The sequence below is a fragment of the Pseudochelatococcus lubricantis genome (genome assembly GCF_042432495.1).
Taxonomy (GTDB): Bacteria; Pseudomonadota; Alphaproteobacteria; order Rhizobiales; family Beijerinckiaceae; genus Pseudochelatococcus; species Pseudochelatococcus lubricantis.
Window position 1 is genome coordinate 114889 of the sequence record NZ_JBHLXC010000006.1, and the last position, 25101, is coordinate 139989.

General features: G+C 67.2%; 21 protein-coding genes. 18 read left to right on the plus strand and 3 right to left on the minus strand.

The genetic code is table 11. From position 1 onward, the window contains the following. The first annotated feature begins 68 nt into the window (after positions 1 to 68). The 3 genes from ACFFJ7_RS11350 (at position 69) to ACFFJ7_RS11360 (ending at position 4957) form a co-directional block, all read left to right on the plus strand. Positions 69 to 2120, plus strand: coding sequence for a hydantoinase/oxoprolinase family protein (locus ACFFJ7_RS11350; RefSeq protein ID WP_377592392.1), 2052 nt, complete (start codon positions 69 to 71; stop codon positions 2118 to 2120). Between the two features lie 3 nt (positions 2121 to 2123). Next, on the plus strand, positions 2124 to 4118 hold the full coding sequence (locus tag ACFFJ7_RS11355) for a hydantoinase B/oxoprolinase family protein (protein ID WP_377592394.1): 1995 nt from the start codon (positions 2124 to 2126) through the stop codon (positions 4116 to 4118). A 170-nt stretch (positions 4119 to 4288) separates the two neighbouring features. Next, positions 4289 to 4957, plus strand: a complete 669-nt coding sequence (locus ACFFJ7_RS11360) for a haloacid dehalogenase type II (protein ID WP_377592396.1) — start codon at positions 4289 to 4291, stop codon at positions 4955 to 4957. Between the two features lie 116 nt (positions 4958 to 5073). Here ACFFJ7_RS11360 and ACFFJ7_RS11365 read toward each other — a convergent pair whose 3' ends face one another. Both ACFFJ7_RS11365 and ACFFJ7_RS11370 read right to left on the minus strand, forming a co-directional pair. After that, positions 5074 to 5427 (minus strand): cupin domain-containing protein, encoded by a 354-nt coding sequence (locus ACFFJ7_RS11365; RefSeq protein WP_377592399.1) that lies wholly within the window; start codon positions 5425 to 5427, stop codon positions 5074 to 5076. Positions 5428 to 5529: 102 nt separating this feature from the next. Then, entirely contained in the window at positions 5530 to 6456 is a 927-nt protein-coding gene (locus ACFFJ7_RS11370; RefSeq protein WP_377592401.1) for a 2-hydroxyacid dehydrogenase, read from the minus strand. A 257-nt stretch (positions 6457 to 6713) separates the two neighbouring features. On the opposite strand from ACFFJ7_RS11370, the gene ACFFJ7_RS11375 reads away from it, so the two are divergent. Then, the gene (locus ACFFJ7_RS11375) at positions 6714 to 8177 is read left to right on the plus strand and encodes an aldehyde dehydrogenase family protein (RefSeq protein WP_377592404.1); all 1464 of its coding nucleotides are present in this window, start codon (positions 6714 to 6716) and stop codon (positions 8175 to 8177) included. A gap of 84 nt (positions 8178 to 8261) precedes the next feature. Here the strand turns inward: ACFFJ7_RS11375 and ACFFJ7_RS11380 are convergent, their stop codons facing one another. Further along, the gene (locus ACFFJ7_RS11380; protein ID WP_377592405.1) at positions 8262 to 9722 is read right to left on the minus strand and encodes an NAD-dependent succinate-semialdehyde dehydrogenase; all 1461 of its coding nucleotides are present in this window, start codon (positions 9720 to 9722) and stop codon (positions 8262 to 8264) included. 214 nt (positions 9723 to 9936) lie between these two features. Here ACFFJ7_RS11380 and ACFFJ7_RS11385 point away from each other — a divergent pair, with 214 nt between their 5' ends. The 14 genes from ACFFJ7_RS11385 to ACFFJ7_RS11450 all read left to right on the plus strand — a co-directional run bounded on the left by ACFFJ7_RS11385 (position 9937) and on the right by ACFFJ7_RS11450 (position 25054). After that, complete coding sequence (locus tag ACFFJ7_RS11385; RefSeq protein WP_377592406.1) at positions 9937 to 10980, plus strand: tartrate dehydrogenase; 1044 nt, start codon at positions 9937 to 9939, stop codon at positions 10978 to 10980. A gap of 162 nt (positions 10981 to 11142) precedes the next feature. Next, complete coding sequence (locus tag ACFFJ7_RS11390; protein WP_377592407.1) at positions 11143 to 12417, plus strand: NAD(P)/FAD-dependent oxidoreductase; 1275 nt, start codon at positions 11143 to 11145, stop codon at positions 12415 to 12417. A 25-nt stretch (positions 12418 to 12442) separates the two neighbouring features. Continuing rightward, positions 12443 to 13765: an NAD(P)/FAD-dependent oxidoreductase gene (locus ACFFJ7_RS11395; RefSeq protein WP_377593007.1), complete on the plus strand. Its 1323-nt coding sequence runs from the start codon at positions 12443 to 12445 to the stop codon at positions 13763 to 13765. 55 nt (positions 13766 to 13820) lie between these two features. Then, entirely contained in the window at positions 13821 to 14687 is an 867-nt protein-coding gene (locus ACFFJ7_RS11400) for a GNAT family N-acetyltransferase (protein WP_377592408.1), read from the plus strand. A 54-nt stretch (positions 14688 to 14741) separates the two neighbouring features. Next, positions 14742 to 15251, plus strand: a complete 510-nt coding sequence (locus tag ACFFJ7_RS11405) for a GNAT family N-acetyltransferase (RefSeq protein ID WP_377592409.1) — start codon at positions 14742 to 14744, stop codon at positions 15249 to 15251. Positions 15252 to 15787: 536 nt separating this feature from the next. Then, positions 15788 to 16975 carry an ABC transporter substrate-binding protein gene (locus ACFFJ7_RS11410; RefSeq protein WP_377592410.1) on the plus strand — a complete coding sequence of 396 codons (1188 nt, stop codon included), beginning with the start codon at positions 15788 to 15790 and terminating at the stop codon, positions 16973 to 16975. Between the two features lie 160 nt (positions 16976 to 17135). Beyond that, the gene (locus ACFFJ7_RS11415) at positions 17136 to 18062 is read left to right on the plus strand and encodes a branched-chain amino acid ABC transporter permease (RefSeq protein ID WP_377592411.1); all 927 of its coding nucleotides are present in this window, start codon (positions 17136 to 17138) and stop codon (positions 18060 to 18062) included. Next, positions 18059 to 19063: a branched-chain amino acid ABC transporter permease gene (locus ACFFJ7_RS11420; protein WP_377592412.1), complete on the plus strand. Its 1005-nt coding sequence runs from the start codon at positions 18059 to 18061 to the stop codon at positions 19061 to 19063. The genes ACFFJ7_RS11415 and ACFFJ7_RS11420 overlap by 4 nt, the downstream gene beginning before the upstream one ends. After that, positions 19056 to 19853 carry an ABC transporter ATP-binding protein gene (locus ACFFJ7_RS11425; protein ID WP_377592413.1) on the plus strand — a complete coding sequence of 266 codons (798 nt, stop codon included), beginning with the start codon at positions 19056 to 19058 and terminating at the stop codon, positions 19851 to 19853. The genes ACFFJ7_RS11420 and ACFFJ7_RS11425 overlap by 8 nt, the downstream gene beginning before the upstream one ends. A 3-nt stretch (positions 19854 to 19856) precedes the next feature. Then, a complete protein-coding gene (locus ACFFJ7_RS11430; protein WP_377592414.1) occupies positions 19857 to 20570 on the plus strand; it encodes an ABC transporter ATP-binding protein in 714 nt (237 codons plus the stop codon). Between the two features lie 198 nt (positions 20571 to 20768). After that, positions 20769 to 22445 (plus strand): benzoate-CoA ligase family protein, encoded by a 1677-nt coding sequence (locus ACFFJ7_RS11435; RefSeq protein ID WP_377592415.1) that lies wholly within the window; start codon positions 20769 to 20771, stop codon positions 22443 to 22445. Next, a complete protein-coding gene (locus ACFFJ7_RS11440) occupies positions 22442 to 23329 on the plus strand; it encodes a hormone-sensitive lipase (protein ID WP_377592416.1) in 888 nt (295 codons plus the stop codon). The genes ACFFJ7_RS11435 and ACFFJ7_RS11440 overlap by 4 nt, the downstream gene beginning before the upstream one ends. Further along, positions 23326 to 24564, plus strand: coding sequence for a flavin-dependent oxidoreductase (locus ACFFJ7_RS11445; RefSeq protein ID WP_377592417.1), 1239 nt, complete (start codon positions 23326 to 23328; stop codon positions 24562 to 24564). Before ACFFJ7_RS11440 ends, ACFFJ7_RS11445 begins: the two co-directional genes overlap by 4 nt. Positions 24565 to 24613: 49 nt before the next feature. Continuing rightward, positions 24614 to 25054, plus strand: a complete 441-nt coding sequence (locus ACFFJ7_RS11450) for a cupin domain-containing protein (RefSeq protein ID WP_377592418.1) — start codon at positions 24614 to 24616, stop codon at positions 25052 to 25054. Positions 25055 to 25101 lie beyond the last annotated feature (47 nt).

The following is a 25101-nucleotide window of genomic DNA, read 5'->3' on the forward strand; positions in this document are numbered from 1 at the left end:
TGGCCCGGCGACGGGCGGGTGTGGCACTCCGGAAACGGGAAAAGACAATCGTCCGGAGGCGGGTTTAAATGGGATATCGTGTTGGCGTGGATGTGGGCGGGTCGTTCACCGATTTCGCGGTGTTCAACGAAGCCGACGCCTCCATCGCGACGCTGAAGGTGTTTTCGCGGCCCGACGCGCCCGGCGCGGAGATTGTCGCCGGGCTTGAGGCGCTTGAGGCGCGCCATGGCATCGCGGCCAGTGACATCACCTATTTCACGCACGGCACCACCGTCGGCGTGAACGCGGTCATCCAGCGCAACGGCGACGATATCGCCCTGTTCACGACACGCTGTTTCGAGGACGTGCTGCAGCTCGGGCGGCTGAAAATTCCCCGCATCCACGATCTCTACTCGGCGCGCCCCGCGCCGCTCGTGCCACGCTACCGCGTCTTCGGCATCGCGGAGCGCATGGATGCGCGCGGGCAGGTGCTGCTCGCGCCGCAGCGCGCGGATGTGCTGGCCGCGATCGAGAGCGTACGGGCGGCGGGCTGCGCGGGTATCGTCATCTCCTTCCTCCATTCCTATCGTAACCCGGAAAACGAGAAGGCCGTCAAGGCCTTGATCGGGGAGGTCGCGCCGGAGCTGCCCGTGTTCTGCTCCAGCGAGACATGGCCGATCATCCGCGAATACGAGCGCACCATCACCGCCACCATCAGCGGCTATGTGCAGCCGCGCGTGGCGCGTTATCTCGATTCCTTCGAGCGCGTGCTGCGCGAGCGGGGCGTGGCGTGCCCGCTGCACATCACCAAGTCCAACGGCGGTGTGATGAGCATTGATCAGGCGCGAGCCGAATGCGTGCAGATAATCCTTTCCGGCACGGCATCGGGCGTGATCGGTGCGGGCTACATCGCCGCCGCCAGCGGCTTCCCGAAAGTGCTGAGCCTCGATATCGGCGGCACCAGCGCGGACGTCGCCGTGATCGTCGACGGGCAACCGCAATACGGCGTGGGCGAACTGATCGGCGATTTCCAGATTTACGTGCCCTCGGTTTCGGTCAGTTCGGTGGGGCAGGGCGGGGGCTCCGTGGCCTGGGTCGACGAGATGAATGTGCTGCGGGTGGGGCCGGACAGCGCCGGCTCCACGCCGGGGCCGGCCTGCTACGGGCGCGGCGGCGTGCGCCCCACCGTCACGGACGCGATGGCGGCGAGCAACCTGCTGGGACATGCGCCGCTCGGCTACGACGCCGTCGTAGTCAACCGGGCGGCGGCGCGCACAGCCATCGCGCCTCTCGCACAGGCGCTCGGCGTTTCGGTGGAGGAGGTAGCGGGCAACATCGTCGCGGTTTCGGTGTCGGGCATGTATGCGGAGGTCAGCGGCCTCATCTCGCGTTTCGGCATCGATCCGCGCGAGTTCCACCTGTTCGCCTTCGGCGGGGCGGGCGCGATGCTGGCCTGCTTTCTTGCGCGCGAACTCGACATCAAGGGCGTCGTGGTGCCGCCGACGCCGGGGGTCGTTTCGGCGCTGGGCGGGCTGATCGCGGACCTGAAGAACGACTTCATCCGCACCCTCTACATCGACGTGGACGACGCCGGCGTCGCGGGCCTCGCCGCGCCCTATGCCGCGCTGCGCGAGAGGGCGCTCGGCTGGCTTCGCGACGGCCAAGGCTACACAGGCGAGGCGCGGCTCGCCGTTTCCGCCGACATGCGCTACCAGGGCCAGTCCTACGAGATCGAGACACAGCTTGAGCCTGCCTGGCTGGAGAATGGCGACACGCGGGCCATCGTCGCGGCATTTCATGCCGAGCACGAACGCCTTTTCGGCCATGCGGACGCGCACGGCGCCGTGCAACTCGTGAACCTGCGGCTGGTGGTCGCGGGGCACACGCCCAAGCCTCCGCTGCTGCCGCTGCCCGCCGCCACGGACGCGGCCGTGCCGCTGAAGACGGTTGCCGCGTGGTTCGACGGCGTGCAGCTTGAGACGCCTGTCTATGCGCGGATGCAGTTGCGCGCGGGCCATTGCTTCGGCGCGCCCGCCATCGTGGCGCAGGACGACACCACCACCGTCATCCCGCCGGGGTTCAGCGTCAACGTCGACGGCTTCGGCAACCTCCTGATCACGCCGCAGCGGAAGGAAGCTTGAGTCATGGCCGTCGATGAGCGCAACCTTCAGGTTCTGGCAAACTTCTGTGCCGCGGCGGCCGATGCGATGGCCTTCACGCTGATGCGCACGGCGCATTCGGCCTTCGTGAAGGAAACCGAGGATTTCTCCTGCCAGATCGTCACGCGGGAGGGCCTCGCCTTCACGAGCCCGCGCCATTTTGGCGCGCCGTGGTACAGCGGCATCGACTATCGCCCGCTGCTCGACATGTTCGACAGCTATGTGGAAGGCGACATCTGCGTTACCAACGATCCCTACAGCGGTTTCGTCGCCACGCACTCGCCGGATCTCCACATCTGGAAGCCGGTGTTCCACGAGGGCCGCATCGCGTGCTTCGTCGTCGGGCACATTCACAACACCGATGTGGGCGGCGCGGTGCCGGCGTCGCTGTCGCGCTCGCTGACGGAGATCGAGCAGGAGGGGGTGCGCATTCCCCCGGTCAAGCTGGTGGCGGGCGGGGTGCTCAACGACTTCGTCGTGGAGGTGCTGCGCGCCAACGTGCGCTCGCCGGACCAGAACGGCGGGGACCTGCATGCCCAGCTTGCCTGCGTCAACGTGGGCGAGCGCAAGATCCGGGAGATCATCCGCCGCTTCGGTTTCGATGCCTTCATCGAGGGTGTCGGCATGCTGCTGGACTACGCCGACAGGCAGGCGCGGGCAGTGCTGCGCAAGGTGCCGGACGGCGATTACTTCTTCGCCGATTATGCCGACGAGGACTCCGTCGGCGGCAGGCCCTGCCGGGTGGCGCTGACGCTGCGCATCCGGGGCGACGAGGCCGAGCTGGACTACACCGGCAGCGACCCGCAACTCGCCTCCTCACTGAACATGCCGACGGGTGGGCGCGAGCGCCATCCGCTCGTCATGGTGGGGCTCACCTATGTGCTCTACACGCTGAACAACGACATCCTGCTGAACGCGGGCACCCTGCGCCCGGCGCGGGCCATTCTGCCGGAGGGCACCGTCGTCAACGCGCAACGGCCGGCGGCTGTGGGCATGCGCTCGCTGACCTGCGCCATGACGCAGATCGTGACCGTGGGCGCCTTCGCGCAGGCGTTGCCACACCTGATGCCGGCGGCGTCGCCGGGCGGCAACGCGATCCTGAACGTCAAGACCGCCGACCGCGCCGGGCGGCCCGTGATGGCGTCGATCGGCCCGGTCGGCGGCGGCGGCGGCGGCACCCCGTTCTGCGATGGCAGCGACGGCGCGGGCGGTGCGACGGGCTTCCTGCGCAACACGCCCGTGGAAATCAGCGAGGCGGAGGTGCCCGTGCATTTCCTGCGCTACGGCCTCCATCCCGATACGGGCGCGCCGGGGCGCTATCGCGGCGGGCTGTCGGCGGTGATGGAATTCCGGGTGTCGTCGCCCGAGACGGTGGTGACGGCGCGCAACCGCAACCGTTCGCTGATGCCCTCGTGGGGTGTGCAGGGGGCGCACGCGGGCGTCGTGTCGCACTTCGTCAGAAACCCCGGCACGGCGGGAGAGGCGGAACTGGGCAACACCGACGTGGTGCATTGCGACCCCGGCGACGTCATCCGCGTTATCGGTCCCGGCGCGGGCGGCTATGGCGATCCGTTCCGGCGCCCGCCGGAGGCCGTGCTGGCGGACGTGCGCTGCGGCTATGTCTCGCCGGGGAGCGCACGGGCCGACTACGGTGTGGCGATCGCCGGCGAGGGCGTGCGGGCGCAGGTGGACGAGGCCGCGACGGCGGCTCTGCGTGCCGCAACCGGTACCGCCGCCAGCGGCATGTTCACGTTCGGCCGGGAGCGGGTGGCTTTTGAAAGCGTGTGGACGCGCGAGCGGTACGATTTGCTGACGGAATTTCTGGCTTCCGTGCCCGTCGGCTGGCGCTTCTTCCTGAAGCACCGCATCTTCGACACCGTCGCGCAGGCGGGGCAGGACGGCGCGGTGCGGGAGCAGATGGCCGCAATCTTCGCGAGGCTGCGCGCGCAATACGGCCTGCCGGCGGCGGCTTCCGCCTGACGGCGGCACAGCCTGCTGTCCCGCCCGCGGCAAAACGCAATTTCATGCGTTCGCGGGGGCGGGCGGCAGCAACCCGCGCAGCCGGATGCCCCTAGAATGACAGGATGCCGCCGCCGGCTGGTCGCGAACCGCCAGCCAGTTGCAGGCGCAAAACCAGAGGAGATGTTTCAATGACCGTCTTTCGGCCGAAGTATATTACCTTCGATTGTTATGGAACCCTGACCAACTTCCAGATGGCCGAGAAGGCGCGCGAAATCTACGGTGCGCGCCTCGAAGAGCCGCGGATGCAGGGCTTCATCAGGAATTTCGCCGCCTATCGCCTGGACGAGATACTGGGAGACTGGAAGCCTTACGATCAGGTTCTGCGCAACGCGGTGGAGCGCGCCTGCAAACGCAATCAGGTGCCATTCGTCGAGGAAGAGGCGGCGCAGTTCTATCGGGCCGTGCCGACCTGGGGGCCGCATGCGGACGTGCCGGAAGGGCTCGCGCGGGTCGCGAGGGAGTTCCCGCTGGTGATCCTCTCCAACGCGATGGACGAGCAGATCATGTCGAACGTCGAAAAGCTGGGCGCGCCCTTCCACAAGGTGCTGACGGCGCAGCAGGCCAACGCCTACAAGCCGCGCTTCCAGGCGTTCGAATACATGTTCGACACCCTTGGCTGCGCGCCGGAGGACATCCTGCACGTTTCGTCGTCGTTCCGCTATGACCTGATGTCGGCACACGATCTCGGCATCACGAACAAGGTCTGGGTCAACCGGCGGCACGAGCCGGAAAACCCCTATTACGGCTATACCGAGATTCGGGACATTCGCGGCCTGCCGGGTGTCGTGGGCCTCTGATACCGGCGCTCCCGGTACTTGACCGCTCGCATGCGGGTTTTGCGCAGCCCCGCGCGGCGCGATGCCGAAAAGGCGGCCTTCGGCGATTGCCCGAGGCCGCCTTTCTGTTGCGATGTTCAGCCGACGACGACGAAAATCTTGCGCACCGTCTCGATCGTGCGCCAGGTGCTGACGAGGCCGGGCTTCATCACGAAGCTGTCTCCGGCGCGGTAGACAACGGGAGCGCCGCCTTCCGGCGTGATCTCGACGACGCCGCTGAGGATATGGCAGAATTCGAAGGTTTCACCCTTGATGGAGCGCGTCGTCCCCGGCGTTGCTTCCCAGATGCCGGTGGACACTTCGCCGCCGCGCGAGTCGTCCAGCTCCCACGTTCTGAATGACGGATCGCCGGCGAGCAGTCGGTCCGGCGCGGCTTTCGTTTCCTTCGCCTCGCCGAGGTTGTCAGGGTCGATAGATACAAGCAGGCTCATGGTGTCGTTCCTTGTTGAGAAGTCATGCCGAGTGGCGTTCAACCCCTTGCGGCGCTTAAGAAAAACCCGCACGCGGGCGGTCGGAAACCGGGGGCGCCGGTATCAGTAGCCGCGCTCGCGCGTGACGAGCCCGACCATGGGCTCGCCACGGCGATGGCGGCGGATGTTGTCGATGACGACCTGCGCGGCGGTTTCCGCGTTGGTCTGGCTCGCCACGTGCGGCGTCAGCAGAATGCGCGGATGGTGCCAGAGGGGATGGCCGGGCGGCAGGGGTTCCGGATCGCAGACGTCGATCACGGCAGCTTCCAGATGGCCGCTGTCGAGCGCGGCGATCAGCGCCGCCGCGTCGAGCTGCTGTCCGCGTCCCGCGTGCACCAGCCCCGCGCCCTGCGGCAGGCGGGCGAAGAGATCAGCCGAGAGGATGCCGCGAGTCTCGTTCGTCAGCGGCAGCAGGCAGATGAGGATGTCCGTGGCGGCGAGAAAGTCCTGCAAGCCGCTTGCGCCGCTGTGGCAGACGACGCCCGGGATGTCGCGTGCCGAGCGGCTCCAGCCGGCCAGCGGAAAGCCGAACGGTCGCAGGGCCTCCAGCACCGCCTTGCCGAGTTCGCCGAGCCCCATGACGCCCACGCGCCGCCCGGCGGCAGGGACGGCGGGCAGGACCTTCCATTCCTCCCGCGCCTGCTGACCCAGATAGGCCGGCAAGCCGCGGTGCAGGGCCAGCACCCCCATGACCACATATTCCTGCATCATGGCGGTGATGCCCGGCTCGATCATGCGCACGAGCTGCGTCTGCGGCGGCAGGTCGTCGAAACGGAACTGGTCGACGCCCGCGCCCGTCGAAAACAGCACCTCAAGCGCCGGATAGGCGTCGCGCAGGTTCGGAGGCGCCGTCCAGGTGAGCAGGTAGCGCACCTCGGCGGCATCGACGTCATCACCGGGAACGGCGAAGGGCAGGTCGGGCAGGGCCTCGCCGAATAGGCGGCGGAAAAGGTCGCCGCGCCCGGCGTCCGTGTTGCAGAAAAAGGTCATGGTCCCTCTCCGGTCGATGCCTGAACGGTGACGTCCCGGCGGCAGTGCCGACATTGGCGGACAGACTTGTCCGTCCGCGCCGGAAAGAACCGCTGAAAGGAGGGGCGAGAACACACGGATCGTTTGTTTTGGGGGCTGGCTTGCGCAGATTTTGCTGCTTTCCGCATCTACGATGACGGAAGGGCCGAAAGAGAGCCCGCCTTCCGGCCGCGCGCCTGCCGCCGCCCCGCTCGCATCTCCATGCTGAAAGACGCCCGATGACGCTGAGTTTCGATCCCGCAGCCCTCGCCCTGCCTCACGGTCATTACATCGGCGGCCGCTACCGCGCAGCCGAAGGGGGGCTCGCGCTGCGCCGCCCCAGCGACGGCCGCGCCTTCGCGGACTGCCCCGTCGCCGACGCCACGGTGGTGGACGAGGCGGTGCAGACGGCCCGTGCGGCGCTGAAGGCAAGCGGCTGGGCCGATGTGCGCCCGCGCGACCGGGTCAATGTCCTGCATCGCTGGGCGGCGCTGGTCGAGCAGCATGCCGCCCGGCTCGCCCGGCTGGAGGCCGTCGCCTCCACCCGCCCCGTGGGGCAGGCCGTGACGGCGGACGTCGCCGTCAGCGCCGAGCAGATCCGTTTCTTCGCGGAACTGGCGGACAAGGAAGGGGGCGACGTCGTCCCCACCGCCAGCGACCATCTCGGCATGATCCTGACGGAGCCTTACGGCGTCGTCGGCGCGATCACGCCGTGGAACTTTCCACTGTCGATCGCGGTGTGGAAGCTCGCGCCTGCGTTGGCGGCGGGCAACGCCGTGGTGCTGAAGCCCTCCGAAATGACGCCGTTCGCCACGCTCCATCTGGTGGAACTCGCCGAGCAGGCCGGGGTGCCGGCGGGCGTCGTCAACGTGGTGCTGGGTGACGGGCCGACCACCGGCAACGCCATCACAGGCCACCCGGACATCGCCAAGATCAGCTTCACCGGTTCCACGGCCGCCGGGCAGGCGATCATGGCCAACGTCTCGCGGGGCGGCGTCAAGCCCATGACGCTGGAGTTGGGCGGCAAGAGCCCGCAGATCGTCTTCGCGGACGCCGACCTCGCGCTCGCCGCCGATTGCATCGCGCGCGGCATCACCTACAACGCCGGGCAGGTTTGCGTCGCGGGTTCCCGCCTGCTGGTGGAGCGCTCCGTGGCACCCGCGCTGACCGAGGCGCTAAGCCGCGCAATGGCCCACGCCAAACCGCAGGCGACGTGGGACGAGGCGGCGACCTATTCCCCGATCATCTCCGAACGGCAGCTCAACCGCATCGAGAGCATCGTTGCCGCCGCCGTCGCGCAGGGGGCCGAGGTGATCGTCGGCGGACGGCGCTTCGACGGGGACGGCTACTATTTCCAGCCCACGGTGCTGACCGGCGTGACGGAAACGTCCCCCGCCGTGACCGAGGAGATCTTCGGCCCTGTGCTGACCGTGCAGATCTTCGACAGCGAGGAGGAGGCGCTGGCGCTCGCCAACCATCCCACCTACGGGCTGGCCTCGGGCCTGTTCACGCGCGATCTGTCGCGCGCGCTGCGCATCACGAAGCAGATCGAGGCGGGCACCGTATGGGTCAACCGCTACGGACGCAGCCGCGACCACATCCTGCCGACGGGCGGCTACAGGAACTCCGGTGTCGGCAAGGATCTGGGCCGCGAGGCCTACAAGGCGAACCGCCGTCAGAAAAGCGTGCTGATCGCGCTTTGATATCGCAGTGCAAGGCCTGGAATCTGTCCTGTTTACGGTGAAACAGGACAGATTCTCGTTTCCTTATTTTGAGCGCGGGCGGGCTTATGCCGACAGCCCGCCGATGTGCAGCGTCTTCAGCTCCAGATATTCCTCGATGCCGACCTGTGCGCCCTCGCGGCCAAGACCCGACTGCTTCACGCCGCCGAAGGGGGCGACCTCGTTTGATATCATGCCCGTGTTCAGCCCCACCATGCCGAACTCCAGCGCCTCCGACACCCGCCACGCGCGGGCGAGATCGCGCGTGAAGAAGTAGGAGGCGAGGCCGAAGGGCGTGCCGTTGGCGATGGCGACGGCCTCCTCCTCGGTCTCGAAGCGGAAAAGCGGCGCCACGGGGCCGAAGGTTTCCTCCTGCGCCAGCAGCATGTCGGTGGTGGCGTTGCGCAGCACGACGGGCACGACATACTGCTCGCCCTGCGGCGGTTCCGCTGCGTTCGAGGCGATGGAGGCTCCCTTTTCCAGCGCATCGGCGATGTGCTGGCGAATCTTGGTGACCGCCGCCGTATTGATCATGGGGCCGATGTCCGTCGCGGCATCGAGGCCGTCGCCGACCTTCAGCGCGGAGGCGCGGGCGGCAAGCTTCTCGCTGAAGGCGTCGTAGACGCCGGCCTGCACCAGAATGCGGTTGGCGCAGACGCAGGTCTGGCCACCATTGCGGAACTTCGAGGCCATTGCCCCCTCGACGGCCAGATCGAGATCGGCATCGTCGAACACGATCAGGGGCGCGTTGCCGCCGAGTTCAAGGCTCAGCCGCTTCACCGTGCCGGCGCATTCGCGCATCAGGAAGGAGCCGACCCGCGTGGAGCCGGTGAAGGAAAGCTTGCGCACCAACGGGCTCGCGGTGAGTTCCGCGCCGATCTCCTGCGGCAGGCCGGTAACGACGTTGATGACGCCCGCGGGCACGCCGGCGCGTTCCGCCAGCACGGCCAGCGCCAGCGCCGAGTAGGGCGTGAACTCCGACGGCTTGATCACCACCGTGCAGCCCGCCGCGAGCGCGGGCGCCACCTTGCGGGTAATCATCGCGGTGGGGAAATTCCACGGGGTGATGATGGCGCAAACGCCCACCGGCTCTTTGGTGACCACGATTCGCCGATCAGCGGTGGGGGAGGGAATCGTCTGTCCGCCGACGCGGCGCGCTTCTTCCGCGAACCACTTGATGAAGCTGTTGCCATAGCCGATTTCCCCGCGCGCTTCCGCCAGCGGCTTGCCCTGTTCCAGCGTCAGGATGCGGGCCAGGTCGTCGGCGTTTTCCGCGACGAGCGCGTGCCAGCGCTCCAGGACGGCGGCACGCTCGGCACTGGTGCGACGCCGCCAGGCCGGAAAGGCGCGGGCGGCGGCCGCGATGGCGGCGCGCGTCTGCGCCGTGCCAAGGGCGGGCACGACGCCGAGCTGCCGGCCGGTCGCCGGGTTCGAGACCGCGACCGTCTCTCCCTCGCCGGCGGCGATCCACTGGCCGCCCACCAGCGCGGCCTCGACGAACAACGATTTGTCTTTCAACATGTCCATGGATTGTCCCTTCATCCTGCTGCCTGCAACGTTAACGGCGCGGGAGGAGAGATGACGCCATTTTAACGGCCTCCCGCCGCACATTATTTCGAGAACGCGGCATGTTCGGACGATTCCGCACGATGGCGCGTGCCATGCTGGAATCACAACCGAAAGCGCCTCCCGCGGCGCTCGCCGCGGTCGCGTAACCGCCGTAACCACAGGGAAACAACGGATGAAGACCCATTCTGTCGCACTCGTGCCCGGAGACGGGATTGGCGTGGCCGTGACCGAAGCCGCGTGGCAGGTGCTGCAGCGGGCCGCCGCACAGGGCGGTTTCGGGCTCGATGGCGAAATTTTCGACTGGTCGTGCGACAGGTATCTCGAAACCGGCCGCATGATGCCGGAGGACGGCATAGAGACCCTGAGCCGGTTCGACGCCATCCTGCTCGGGGCGGTGGGCTGGCCGGCGAAGGTGCCGGACTCGGTGTCGCTGCACGGGCTGCTGCTGCCGATCCGCAAGGCCTTCGACCAGTACGCCAACATTCGCCCGCACCGCCTGCTGCCGGGCGTGGAGGGGCCGCTGCGCAAGGAAGGCTTCGACATCCTCTGCATTCGCGAGAACACCGAGGGCGAGTACAGTGGCGCCGGCGGGCGCGTGCATCAAGGCACGGATGCCGAGGTCGCCGTGGAGACCGCCATCTTCACGCGCCGCGGCGTCGAGCGCATCATGCGCTTCGGCTTCGAGCAGGCGCGGCGGCGGCGCGGCAGGCTCGCGTCCGTCACCAAGTCGAACGCGCAGAAATACTCGATGGTGTTCTGGGATGAGGTGACACGGGAACTCGCGGCGGAGTATCCCGATGTAGAGGTCACGAGCTACCACATCGACGCCATCGCCGCCCGTTTCGTGATGGCGCCGGAAACGCTGGACGTCGTGGTGGCATCGAACCTGTTTGGCGACATCCTCACCGATCTCGGCGCGGCCATCCAGGGCGGGCTCGGCTTTGCGGCCTCCGCCAACATCAATCCCGCGCGCACGGCGCCGTCCATGTTCGAGCCGGTCCACGGCTCCGCGCCGGACATCGCCCACCTCGGCATCGCCAATCCCGTCGCGGCCATCTGGTCCGGGGCGATGTTGCTGGAGCATCTGGGCGAGACGGAAGCGGCGGAGCGCGTGATCGCCGCCATCGAGCGGACGACGGCCGCCGGCATCGGCGCGGTTCCCGGCCGGCACCGCACGGAGGAGATCACAGCCGCCGTGCTGAACGCGCTGGATTGACCTTCCGCAACGCCATGCCGAACCCGCCTCCCGAAACACAACATTCTGCGATTCCGGGAGGCATTGCGGCAATCATCGCGATGCGGGGCGCGTACTCTGGTTCGCGCAGGAAATGACCGCAGCCGACACGGACGGGGCCGGTTGCAGGAAAGGTTGAACGCAATGCAGCTCAAATCGTACTGGCATGATACCGCTCCGCCGTTCAACGCCGGAGCGAAGGGGCCGGTCGCGGGTCAGTTCGACGTCGCCGTCATAGGCGGTGGCTTCACGGGGCTGGCGGCGGCCCGCGTGCTGGCGAAGGCCGGCCGCAGCGTCGCCGTGCTGGAGGCTCAGCACGTGGGTTACGGCGGCTCCGGCCGCAACGGCGGCCATCTCAACAACGGCATCGCGCACAGCTTCATCGCCGCTAAGGAGCATCTGGGCGCGGAGCGGGCGGCGGCGCTCTACAAAGCGTTCGACGCTTCCGTCGATCTCATCGGGCACATCGTGCAGGAGGAGAGGATCGACTGCGACTTTCGGCGCTCCGGCAAGCTGAAGCTCGCCTCGAAGCCAGCCCATTACGAGAGCATCGCCAGAAACTACGAAGTGCTGCACGGCAGCGTCGATCCGGATACCGAACTGCTGTCGCGCGGCGATCTGGCGCGCGAGATCGGCTCGGACGCCTTCTTCGGCGGCATGTTGCAGAAGAAGAGCGCCATGGTGCACATGGGCCGCTACGTCAACGGGCTCGCCGATGCCGCCGCCCGCCACGGCGCGCAGGTTTTCGAGCGGGCGCCCGTCACGGCGCGCAAGCGGGCGGGCGAAGGCTGGGCGTTGACGACGCCGCGCGGCGAGCTCAGGGCGAACAAGGTCATTCTGGCGACGGGGGCCTACACCTCCGGCCCGTTCGGCTGGTTCCGCCGGCGCATCGTGCCCATGGGCAGCTTCATCGTCGCCACCCGTCCGCTGAGCGAGGCGGAGGCGGCGGCGACGCTGCCGGGTCTGCGCACCTATGTCACCTCGCTCAACATCGGCAACTATTTCCGCCTGTCTCCCGACAATCGGCTGATCTTCGGCGGCCGCGCGCAGTTCAGCGGCTCCGACGCGAAGGCGGATGCCCGGGCGGGTGAAATACTGCGCGAATCCATGGTGCGCTACTTTCCCCATCTGGCGAACGTCGGCATCGACTACTGCTGGGGCGGCCTCGTCGACATGACGCAGGATCGCTTTCCGCGCGCCGGGGAGGCCGAAGGCCTGCTGTTCGCGATGGGCTATTCCGGTCACGGGGCTCAGATGTCGTCGCTGATGGGCACGATTCTCGCCGAGACAATTCTCGGCCAGGGCGACCGCAACCCCATGAAGGGATTGCCCTGGAACGCCATTCCCGGCTACTTCGGCAAGCCGTGGTTCCTGCCGATCGTCGGGGCGTATTACCGTTTTCTGGATCGCATCCAGTGACGTGCGCGGCAGGAGGGAAAGCATGCTGTCCGTGCCGCTGATCGGGGTCGACACCCCGAACCGCCTGCCCGAAACGGCCGATGTCGTGGTGATCGGCGGGGGCATCATCGGCGTCTGCACCGCCTATTATCTGGCCCGGCGCGGGATATCCGTCTGCGTGCTGGAAAAGGGCCTTGTCGGCGCCGAGCAGTCCAGCCGCAACTGGGGCTGGTGCCGCCAGCAGAACCGCGATGCGCGCGAGCTGCCGATGGCGGTCCGCAGCCTGGCGCTGTGGGACGCGCTGGCGGAAGATATCGGCGAAAGCGTGGGCTTCCGCCGCTGCGGCCTGCTGTACCTGTCCAACGACGAGGAAGAACTGGACAGGTGGGCACGGTGGCGGGACTTCGCCGTCACGCACGATGTCGAGACCTTTATGCTCGACAGCGCGGCGGCGACCGCGCGCGGCAGCGCCACCGGGCGGACATGGAAGGGCGGCGTGTTCTCGCCCCACGACGGCATCGCCGACACGGCGCGGGCCGCGCCCGTCATCGCGCGCGGCGTCATGAAGCTGGGCGGGCATGTCGTGCAGGGCTGCGCCGCGCGGGGGCTGGAGCGCACGGCCGGGCGCGTGAGCGGCGTCATTACGGAAAAGGGCGTCATCCGCACCTCCACTGTCGTATTGGCCGGGGGCGCGTGGGCCTCATCCTTCTGCCTGCAGCACGGCATCGACATGCCGCAGGCGACGGTGCGGGTGCCGATCGTGCGGCTGGAACCCGGCGGCGGCGCGTTGCCACCCGCCATGCACACGTCCACGATCTCGTTGACGGAGCGCGGCGACGGCGGCCGTACGCTGGCGATCTCAGGCTATGCCGCCGTCGATCCGACGCCGCAGGCGCTGCATTATGCGCGGCACTTCATCCCGATGTTCGTCAAGAACCGGCGCGTGTTGTCGCTGGGGTCGCTGCAGGGCTGGCGCGCGGGTCACGAAAGCCGCCGTCTGTGGCGCATGGACGCGCCAACGCCGATGGAGCATACCCGCATTCTCGACCCCAAGCCGGACGGGCGCGCGGTGGCGACCATTCTGGAGCGGGCGCGCCGCCTGTTGCCGCCGCTGGCGGACGTACCCGTCGGCAGCACCTGGGCGGGGTATGTCGACAGTACGCCGGACGGCATTCCCGTGATGTCGGCGGTTGACGCGCTGCCCGGCTTCTACGTCGCCGCCGGCTTCAGCGGCCACGGCTTCGGGCTCGGCACGGGCGCGGGCGCCTTCATGGCCGAGCTGGTGACGGGCAGCCGGACCAGCGAGGACCCGATGCAGTTCCGCCTCGACCGATTCGCCGCCGGCCGCGCCAGACCCGGCGATTTCTGATCCGGCGATTTCTTATCCGGACCGAGAACACAGGCAACCCGAGCAGATGGCCACCATGTCCACGACCGCCGATTCCACTGCCGACCTCTTTCGCATCGCCGATATGACGGAAGCGCACCTGCCGGAGGCGCTGCGGCTCTCTCGCGCGGCGGGCTGGCCGCACCGGCTGGAGGACTGGCGCTTCGTCCTGCAACTCGGATGGGGCAAGGTGGCGCTTTCCGGCGAGGCGGTTGTCGGCACGACCTGCGTGACGCCGTTCGGCGAGAGCGTGGCCACGGTCAACATGATCATCGTCGACGCCGCCATGCGCGGGCGCGGCGTGGGCCGCAAGGTCATGGAAGCGGCGATGGCCCTTGCGGCCGGGCGGGAACTGCGCCTCATCGCCACGCCGGATGGCCGCCCGCTCTACGAGAAGCTGGGTTTCACCGCTACGGGCACCATCTTCCAGCATCAGGGCAACGTATCGCCGCCGGACGATTTCGCGCCGGTGGGCGAGGGGCTTCGTCCGGCCTGCGCCGGCGACATGGCGGCGATCGCGGCGCTCGACGCGCAGGCGTTCGGCGCCGGGCGCGCGGCGCTGATCGGCGCCCTGTTTGCATGCGGGCAGGTGAACGTCTTGGAGCGCCATGGCAGCGTCACGGGCTTTGCCGTGCGCCGTGCGTTCGGCCGGGGGCTCGTCGTCGGCCCCGTTGTTGCAACGCGACATGAAGATGCGCTGGCGCTGATCGGGGGGCTATGCCACGACGCGCCCGGTGATTTCATCCGCCTCGATGTTCCCGAAACGAGCGGCCTTTCCGCCGCACTGGCGGGCTGGGGGCTTGTCCGCGTCGACAGCGGCCTCGCCATGCGCCGCAACCCGGCTCCGGGCGTGGCGGCAGGAAAGGCGATGACCTACGCGCTCGCCAGCCAGGCGCTCGGGTGAGGCCCGCGCACTCCTTTCCACAAGCCGTGAGTGCGCAAGACCGCGGGGACGACAATGCAGCTCATGCCTTATGAAACGGACGTCTATACGTGGAATTTCGGCGATTACCGGATCAGCACCGACCGGCAGTATCTGGATATAGAGATACTGCACGAGGCGATGCGGCAGGAAGCCTACTGGGCGTGCGATCTCGAAATCGGGCGCCTCACGCAGGCCGTGCGCTGTTCGCTTCCCTTCGGCGCCTATGACGCCGCGGGCACTCTGGTGGGGTTCTGCCGCGTGGTGACGGACGGCGCCATGTTCGCCTACCTGCGGGATGTGTTCATCACGTCGCGCCATCGCGGCCAGGGACTGGGCGTCGAACTGGCGCGCCGGGCGGTCGGCCATCCCGATCTCGCGAATGTCGGCAACTGGCTGCTGCGCACTGTGGATGCCCATGGCGTCTACGCCCGTCTCGGCTTCACCGTCACCGATGAACCGCAATCCTACATGACGCTGAAGTTGCCGCGAACGCCGTTCAGGCAACGAACCGCGCCCGCCTCCACCATCACCCGTCCGAAATGACGGCGGAGAGAACCTTCAACTGACGACAGGCGTGGATGTCGCGGTATAAGCGCTGCCGCCCGGTCCCTCCGGATGAGGGGTGCTGGAAACCCTGCGCTTGTACCCCGCCGCATATGATGCAAATCTGCTGCTGGCGCGGGCCGTCGGCCGTGTCGACGAAGCGGAAAATCCGCCATCGGAACGAGACAATGCATTTATGCTATGCAACAGGAAACGTCGATATTCCATATGGTTGCATACCATCTCATGCGTCGGCGGCGGCCGTTGAAGCAACATCGTGCACAGTATGGCGCAGCTTTGGGCGGAAATCGCGCAATGGCAGGAAATGGGCTGTTGCGGCCAAATGGTTTATGTGTAAAATAATTTCTAAGGGCACAAAGAGAGCCTCGAAAAAAACAGCGCCGCCGCCGCGGGTGGGGTTCCCGGACGGTGTGCGCACCAAGCCAGAAGAGAACGAGGGCGGCTTTCCGGCACCCGGGCGGTGCCAACGGTATTCCGGTCTCAGCCGGAGGTCGTCCCCAGTCAGGGGAACGGGAATGTTGTCAATCCGGAAAAGGACTGCGGGGCTGGTTGCCTCCGCCTGTGTAGCCACATCATGCATTGTGTCCCCGGCTGCCTGGGCAGCGGAGGGCAAGATCAAGATCGGCCTTCTCTACACGCTGAGCGGCCCTGCTGCCGTGCTAGGCGAGCAATCGCGCGACGGCTTCCTGCTGGCGGCCGAGAAGCTGGGGAACAAGTTCGGCGGGCTCGATGCGGAGATCATCGTCGTCGACGATGAGCAGAAGCCGGACGTGGCGGTCAGCAAGGCGCGCGAGCTTGTCGAGCGGGAGAAGGTGGATTTCGTCGTCGGGCCGATCTTTTCCAACGTCCTCGGCGCGATCGTCAAACCCGTCACCGCAGGCGGCGCATTCCTCATCAGCACCAATGCAGGCACGTCCAACCTCGCGGGCGCCGAATGCAATCCCGATCTCTTCGTCACTTCCTATCAGAATGACCAGATCCACGAAGTGCTCGGCAAGTATGCCGAGAACCAAGGCTACAAGCGCCTGTTCCTGATAGCGCCCAACTATCAGGCCGGCAAGGATGCGCTCGCGGGCTTCAAGCACTCCTACAAGGGTGAGGTGACAAACGAGATCTTCACACCGCTGGGGCAGCTCGATTTTTCGGCGGAGCTGGCGCAGATCGCCGCCGATCAGCCCGATGCCGTCTATGCGTTCATGCCGGGGGGCATGGGCGTCAACCTCGTGAAGCAGTACCGGCAGGCCGGCCTCGAAGGCATTCCGTTCCTGTCCGCCTTCACCGTGGATGAGAGCACGCTGCCCGCCCAGCAGGACGCCGCTCTCGGCTTCCTCGGCGGCGCGAACTGGGCGCAGAACTACGACAATGCGCAGTCGCGCGACTTCGTGAAGGCGTACGAGGCGAAGTTCGGCAACGTTCCCGCGACTTACGCCATTCAGGCCTACGACGCCGCGCTGCTCATCGATGCGGCCGTGAAAGCCACCGGCGGCAACGTCGCCGACAAGGCCAAGCTGCGGGAGGCGCTCGAAAAAACACCGTTCGAGTCCCTGCGCGGCGATTTCCGGTTCGGCCCCAACCATTTCCCGATCCAGGATTTCTATCTGGTGAAGGTGGTCAAGCGGCCGGACGGAAAGTATGCAACCGAGGTCGTTGAGAAGATATTCGACGATTATCAGGATAACTACGCATCCCGCTGCAAGATGTAACGGTATTTCGGGTGCCGGGCTGCGGCTGATGCCGTGCCCCGGCTGCCGGGTCGCCTGTATTCGCGCCGCGCGCTGCAGACGAACCGGCGTTCGCGTCTCGCCCTTCCAGCCCACAGATTGCGCTGGCAGCAGGGCCATGATGAGAGGCCTGTTATCCGAAATGTTGAATCTCTTTCTGCTTCAGGCGCTTAACGGCGTGCAGTTCGGCATCATGCTGTTCCTTGTGGCAGCAGGGTTGACGCTGATTTTTGGCATCATGGATCTGATCAACCTGTCGCACGGCGTTCTTTACATGGTCGGCGCCTATTTCGCCGCGACCTTCGTGGCGCTCACAGGCTCCTTCGTGCTCGGGCTGCTGCTGGCGCTGCCGGCCGCGCTTCTGCTCGGCATCGTTCTGGAACTGCTGGTGTTCCGCCGGCTGTACGAGCGCGACCATCTCGATCAGGTGCTGGCGACGTTCGGCCTGATCCTCATCCTCAACGAAAGCGTCAAGGTCATCTGGGGGGCGGCGCCCCTCAGCGTGCCCGTGCCGGAGGTGCTGACCGGATCGGTGCAGTTGTTCGGCAACGTGCGCTATCCGCTGTACCGCCTCGTCATCATTGCGGCGGGGCTCGCGACGGCGGCGGGCCTGTATGTACTGGTCAACTTCACCCGGGTCGGCATGCTGCTGCGGGCGGGGGCGTCCAACGCGCCGATGGTCTCGGCGCTGGGTGTCGACATCCGCCGGCTGTTCACGGTCGTCTTTGGCCTCGGTGCGATGCTGGCGGGGCTCGCGGGGGCGCTGGTCGCGCCGATCCTGTCCGTTGAGCCGGGTATGGGCGATTCCGTGCTGATCCTCACCTTCGTCGTCATCGTCATCGGCGGCGTCGGGTCTGTGCGCGGGGCGTTTATCGCCGCCATCCTCGTCGGTGTGGTCGATACGGTGGGGCGCACCTTCGGGCCGATCCTGCTGCGCACGATGCTCGATCCCTCGGCGGCCTCGCAAACCGGGCGCGCGCTGGCACCGATGCTGATCTACATCCTGATGGCGGCGGTGCTGCTCTTCCGGCCCATGGGCCTGTTTCCTGTGCGGGGGGCGGTGCGATGAACAGCTCGACGACCAACATCGCGCCGGCCCATCTCGCGGAAGTCAGGGTGTCGTTCCGCACGGCGGGCTTCGCCGCGCTCGCCATGTTCGCCATCCTTGCCGCGTTGCCGCTGCTGACCCTCGTCACGGGCGATGCCTTCGTGCTGGTGGTCGCGACGCGCATCATGATCTTCGCCTTGGCCGCGCTGTCGCTCGATCTCATCCTGGGCTTCGGGGCGCTGGTATCCTTCGGCCACGCCGCGTTCGTCGGCATCGGCGCCTATGCGGTCGCAATCCTGAATGCCTATGGCGTGAACGATCTGCTGGTGCAGAGCCTCGTCGCGGTAGCGGTCGCCGCGTTGTTCGCGCTGGTGACGGGGGCGATCAGCCTGCGCACGCGCGGGGTCTATTTCATTATGATCACGCTGGCCTTCGGGCAGATGCTGTACTTCCTGATGATCTCGCTGTCGGCTTTTGGCGGTGACGACGGCTATACGCTTCCCGCCCGCTCGACCGTGCTGGGGCTGCCGCTGCTCGAAAACAATCTCGTGATGTTCTATACGGTACTCGCGGTACTGGTGGGGGCGTTCCTGCTGGCGCGCATGCTGATCGCCTCGCGCTTCGGGCGGGTGCTGCGCGGCACGCGCGATAACGCGGTCCGCATGCAGGCCATCGGCTTCTCACCCTCTCCGTATCAGCTCACGGCCTATGTCATCGCCGGCTCGATCGCGGCGCTGGCGGGCGTGCTGCTTGCCAACCAGGTGGAGTTCGTCTCGCCCGCCTACATGAGCTGGCAGCGTTCGGGCGAGCTGATCGTCATGGTGGTGCTCGGCGGCATGGGGACGCTCGCCGGGCCGATCGCGGGCGCCGCCGCCTTCATCCTGCTGGAGGAATGGCTGTCGTCGTTCTCGCAGCACTGGAAGCTCGGCTTCGGCCTGATCCTGCTGCTCGTCGTGCTGTTCAGCAAGGGCGGCGTGGGCGGGCTTGTGAAGCGGCTGCTGGGGGGCGCGCATCATGGCTGAAACCGGCGCCCTGCTTTCCGTCCGCAACCTGTCGAAGACCTACGGCGCGCTCGTCGTGACGGACAACGTCAGTCTCGACATTCCCGAGCGGGAGCTGCACGTCATCATCGGCCCCAATGGCGCCGGCAAGACGACGCTCATTCACCAGCTTTCCGGCCGGTTGCCGAGCAACGGCGGCAAGGTCGTCTTCGCCGGGGAGGATATCACGCGCCTGCCCATGCATCAGCGGGTGCGGCGGGGGCTGGCACGCTCCTTCCAGATCACGGCGCTGCTCGACGGCTTCACGGCGCTGGAAAACGTCGCCATTGCCGTGCAGGCGCGGTCGGGATCGAGCTTCCGGTTCTTCGCCCCCGTCGCGCGTGACTGGAAGCTGAACGACGAAGCCATGGCCGTGCTCGCACGTCTCGGCCTGGAGGACCGCGCCCATCGGCGGGCGGGCACGCTGTCGCACGGCGAGAAGCGCCAGCTCGAAATCGCGGTGGCGCTTGCCACCGGCGCGCGGATGCTGCTGCTCGACGAACCGCTTGCGGGCACCAGCCACGAGGAATCCGCGGTACTGGTCGAGCTGATGCGCGCATTGAAACAGACGCACACGCTGATCCTCATCGAGCACGACATGGATGCCGTCTTCTCGCTCGCGGATCGTATCAGCGTGCTGGTTTACGGCAAGGTCATCGCTTCCGGGCCGCCCGCCGAGGTGCGGGCGCATCCGGAGGTGCGCGCCGCATACCTTGGCGACGAACAGGCGGACAAGGCACCGGAAGCCGCTGCAGCGGGCGGGGGGAGATAGGCGATGTTGAGAATCGAAGGGCTGGAAAACGCCTACGGCGATTCCCGCATCCTGTTCGGCGTCGCGTTCAGCGTCAACGCGGGCGAGGTCGTGACGCTGCTCGGACGCAACGGCATGGGAAAGACGACGACGATCAAGTCGATCTTCGGCCTGCTGCCGCCGAAGGCGGGGCGCATCCTCATCGATGGTGAGGACGTCGCCGGCAAGCCGCCGTTCCAGATCGCGCGGCGGGGTCTCGGGCTGGTGCCGGAGGGGCGGCAGATATTTCCCACGCTCAGCGTGGAGGAAAACCTGGTCGCGACCGCGCGCGGCGCGGCCAATGGCGGCGCGGGGCGCGCGCCGCGCTGGACGCTGGAGAAGGTCTACGCCCTGTTCCCGCGCCTCAAGGAGCGGCGGCGCAACATGGGCAACCAGCTCTCCGGCGGCGAGCAGCAGATGCTCGCCATCGGCAGGGCATTGATGACGAATCCGCGCCTCGTTGTGCTGGACGAGGCGACCGAGGGCCTCGCGCCGCTGATCCGGGATGAAATCTGGGCCTGCCTGCGCGCCATCCGGGACGCGGGCGAGGCCATCCTCGTCATCGACAAGAATGTCGATGCGTTGAGCCGCTTCGCCGACCGCCACGTCGTGATCGAGAAGGGCCGCATCGTCTGGATGGGCACCAGCGACGAGCTGCGCCGCACACCGAAGATCAAGGAGCAGTTCCTGCAAGTATGACCCATGGCGGGAGAGCGGAGCACAGTCATGTCGAAATGCTTCAACTATAAAATAAAATGGCGACGCAGGGGATGACCGCAACTGCCCGGCAGATCGTGGAACGGAGCGGGGAAAGCGTGAAACGGGGAGCGATGCGGAGCAGGGGGCGCGCGACGGGCGCCCGGGCCGCATGGCCGACAGACACCAGAGGAGATTGAGATGTCACAAGCCGATGCCGCGCCGGGCGGGCGCGCCACTTCCCGCCCCACGTCTCATGTCGATACCTTCGTTCTCGACCGTCTGCCGCCGCCGGAACTGCAGCCGGCATTCATCAATCTCGACCGGCTGAACTATCCCGAGCGCCTCAATGCCGTCGCCGAAATCGTCGACAAGCATGTGCGCGAGGGCCGGGGAGGGCGGCTCGCCGTCCGCGGGCCGGGCGTCCACTGGAGCTACGACGACCTCGCGCGCATCATCAACCGTCTGGCCAACGTGCTCGTGGGCAAGCTCGGCCTCGTGCCGGGCAACCGGGTGCTGCTGCGCGCGGCCAACACGCCCACCATGGTGGCGCTCTACCTCGCCGTCATCAAGGCGGGCGGCATCGTCGTCGCCACCATGCCGCTGCTGCGCGCTAAGGAACTCGTGCCGATCATCGACAAGGCGCAGATCGCGCTGGCGTTCTCCGACGAAACGCTGATCACGGAACTGGCCGCGGCGGCGAGCGGCAATGCCTTTCTCAAGCGGGTGGTGACGTGGTCGGGCAACCTGGGCGGCGAACTCGGCAGCCTGCTCGATGGCGTCCCGGATGCATTCGAGGCCGTGAACACTTTCGCCGACGATCCCTGCCTGCTCGGCTTCACCTCCGGCACCACCGGCGTGCCGAAGGCCACCATCCATTACCAGCGCGACCTGCTTGTCATCTGCGACTGCTACGCGAAGGAGATCCTGCGCGCCGATCCGGACGACAGCTTCATCGGCTCCCCGCCGCTGGCGTTCACCTTCGGCCTCGGTGGGCTGGTGCTGTTTCCCTTCCGCATCGGCGCCTCCACCGTGCTGCCGGCGAAGAGCGCGCCCGACGACCTGGCGCGTGCGATCGGCGAGTACCGGCCGACCGTCTGCTTCACCGCGCCCACCGCTTACCGCGCGATCCTCGCCCGGATCGGGGAATACGACCTGTCGTCGCTGCGCAAGTGTGTCTCCGCCGGTGAGGCATTGCCGCTGCCGACCTTCAATGCATGGAAGGAAGCGACCGGCCTGACGCTGCTCGACGGCATCGGCAGCACCGAGCTGCTGCACATCTTCATCTCCGCGCGCGAGGAGGGCGTTCGCCCCGGCTGCACCGGCAAGCCCGTTCCGGGCTATGAGGCGCAGGTGGTCGACGACGCGGGCGGCCCCGTGCCGGACGGTACGCCCGGCCGCCTCGCGGTGCGCGGCCCCATCGGCTGCCGCTATCTCGACGATCCGCGCCAGGTGAACTACGTCCAGCACGGCTGGAACATTACCGGGGATACCTACATTCGCGACGAGGACGGCTACTTCCGGTACCAGGCGCGCAGCGACGACATGATCGTCTCCGCCGGCTACAATATCGGTGGGCCGGAAGTTGAGGCGAGCCTGCTGGCACACGAGGCCGTGCTGGAATGCGGCGTCGTCGCCGCGCCGGATCCCGAACGCGGCAGCGTCGTCAAGGCCTACGTCGTCCTGCGCGAGGGCCATGTCGGCGACGACACGCTGCGCAAGACCCTGCAGGACCACGTCAAACAGGATCTCGCCCCTTACAAGTATCCGCGCGCCATCGAATTCGTCGACACGCTGCCGAAAACGGAATCGGGCAAGCTGCAACGTTTCTCGCTGCGCAAGCTTGCAGCCGAAACCGCGAAGGATACGCGGGAATGACGAACGCCCCGCTCTGGCAACCGGGCGGCGGCCCCCTTGCGGATATCGATGCGGCCTACGACAATGTGCTTGCCATCGGCGACGCACCGCGCTGGGCGGCGCGCTGGCAGGAACAGGCGGAAACGTTTCGCGCCGGCATGGCGGCGAGCGGGCGCGCGCAGCTCGACATCGCCTATGCCGACGGCCCCCGCCACCGCTACGATCTCTTCCTTCCCGAGGGGCGGACGGCCCGTGGCACCGCCGTTTTCGTGCATGGCGGATACTGGAGGGCCTTCGACAAGTCCGTGTGGTCGCATCTCGCGGCGGGGCTCGTCGCGGCGGGCTTCCGTGTCGCCCTGCCGAGCTACACGCTCTGCCCGGGGGCGCGCATCGCCGGCATCACCCGCGAGATCGCCCGTTTCGTCGATCATCTGGCCGGGACTTGCGAAGGGCCTATCCGCCTTTGCGGCCACTCGGCGGGCGGGCATCTCGTCACGCGCATGCTGTGCGCGGATGCGCCGATTGCTCCCGCAACGGCCGCGCGCATTACGCGCGTGTTGTCAATCAGCGGCGTGCACGACTTGCGGCCGCTCGTCAACACCCACATGAATGCCGCCCTGCGGCTCGACGCCGGCGAAGCTGTTACCGAAAGCCCGGTGCTGCTCGCACCCCGGCCGGGGGCGCGGCTGATGTGCTGCGCGGGTGGCGGCGAACTGCCTGAGTTCCGGCGCCAGAACCTGCTGCTCGCCAATATCTGGCACGGGCTCGGCGCCTGGACGGAAGCCGTCGAGATCGCGGGCCGGCACCACTTCGACATTATCGAGGCGCTGCTCGATCCGGCGGGCGCGCCCTTCAACTGGCTGGCGGCAAACGATCAGCCTTCAATAACGGGGAACCAGACATGAAAGCTCTCATCATCGGAGGCGGCATTGGCGGGTTGACGACAGCCCTGATGTTGCAAGCGCGCGGCATCGAGTGCGAGGTACACGAGGCCGCATCGCAGATACGCGAACTGGGCGTGGGCATCAACGTGTTGCCGCATGCCATCAGCCAGCTTGCCGAACTGGGTCTTCTGCCCGCGCTCGACAGCGTCGGCATTCGCACGCGCGAGCTGATCTACACCACGCGGACCGGACAGGAGATCTGGCGCGAGCCGCGCGGCATCGATGCGGGCTACGACGTGCCGCAGTTCTCGATCCATCGGGGACATCTGCAGAAGTTGCTTTATGATGCGGTCGTCGCGCGGCTGGGCGCGGACGCCGTGCATGTCGGCCAGCCCTGCACGGGCTTCTCGCAGGATGCGGAAGGGGTTACCGCCCATTTCGCGCCCTCTGCCGCCATTCCCTCGGCGCGCGCTGACGTGTTGATCGCCGCAGATGGCATTCATTCGGCCATTCGCCGGCAACTGCATCCGGGTGAGGCCGGCATTCGCTGGAACGGCGTGTTGATGTGGCGCGGTGCCGTGGAGAGCGACGCCTTCCTCGACGGACGTACGATGCTGATCGCCGGCGGCTTCACCTACAAGCTGGTACTCTATCCGATCGCGAGGAGCGCCACGCCCGGCAAGGTTCTCATCAACTGGGTCGTCAACTACCGCACTGCGAGCGACGGCACCCCGACACCGCCGCGCGAGGACTGGAACCAGCAGGGCACCCACGAGGAGCTGATGCCGCATGTGCGCCGTTTCGGTGTGGCGGTCACCGACCTTGAGGCGCTCGTGCGTGCGACGCCTGCCTTCTATAAATATCCCATGTGCGACCGCGATCCGCTGCCCTTCTGGACGCAGGGCCGCGCGACGCTGCTGGGTGACGCCGCCCATCCCATGTATCCCGTGGGTTCGAACGGCGCGAGCCAGGCCATCATCGACGCGCGCGTGCTCGCGGATGCGCTGGCGGTGGCCACCGATCCGCGTGAGGCGCTGGTGTCATATGCCGAAGCGCGCCTGCCCGCGACGGCGGAGATCGTGCGGCTCAACCGCCAGGGCGGCCCCGAGGGTGTCATCGACGAGGTGGAACGCCGTGCGCCCGAGGGCTGCGACGATCTCGACACCCTCATCAGCCTGGAGGAGCGGCGCGCCATCGTGCGCGGCTACGCGACGACGGCCGGCTTCGACAGAACGCAGGTCAACCGCGCCAAGTGAGCGGCGCCGGACAAGTTTTCCTCACCTCAACCCCAGCACGGAGACGGACATGACGATACTGACAGCAGGCGTGACGAAGGCGGACGAATCCATCGACGATATCGTGTGGAACATTCTGGGCCAGACCTACGTGCCCAAGACCAGGACGGACGAGTCGTTCTCCTGGCATGCGACGTTTCCGGCCGGCACTTTCGTGCCGCCGCACATCCATACCACGCAGGACGAGTTCATCTACGTGCTGGAGGGCCGCTACGACGTCGTGCTCGACGGTCAACCGGCGGCCGCGACCGCCGGCGACCTGATCCGGCTGCCCCGCAACGTTCCGCATGGCATCTTCAACAAGTCGGGTCAGACGGCGAAGGCCCTGTTCTGGGTTTCACCGACGGGCCGGCTGTGGGAACTGTTCACGCAAATCCACAACGTTGCCGACCCCGAAGAAGTCGTGCGCATCGCCGCCCGGCACGAGGTGAACTTCCTGCCGCCTGCGTGACGCGGCTGAGCCCTTCCACCAAAAGTAAACGCCGGCGTGCTTCCGCT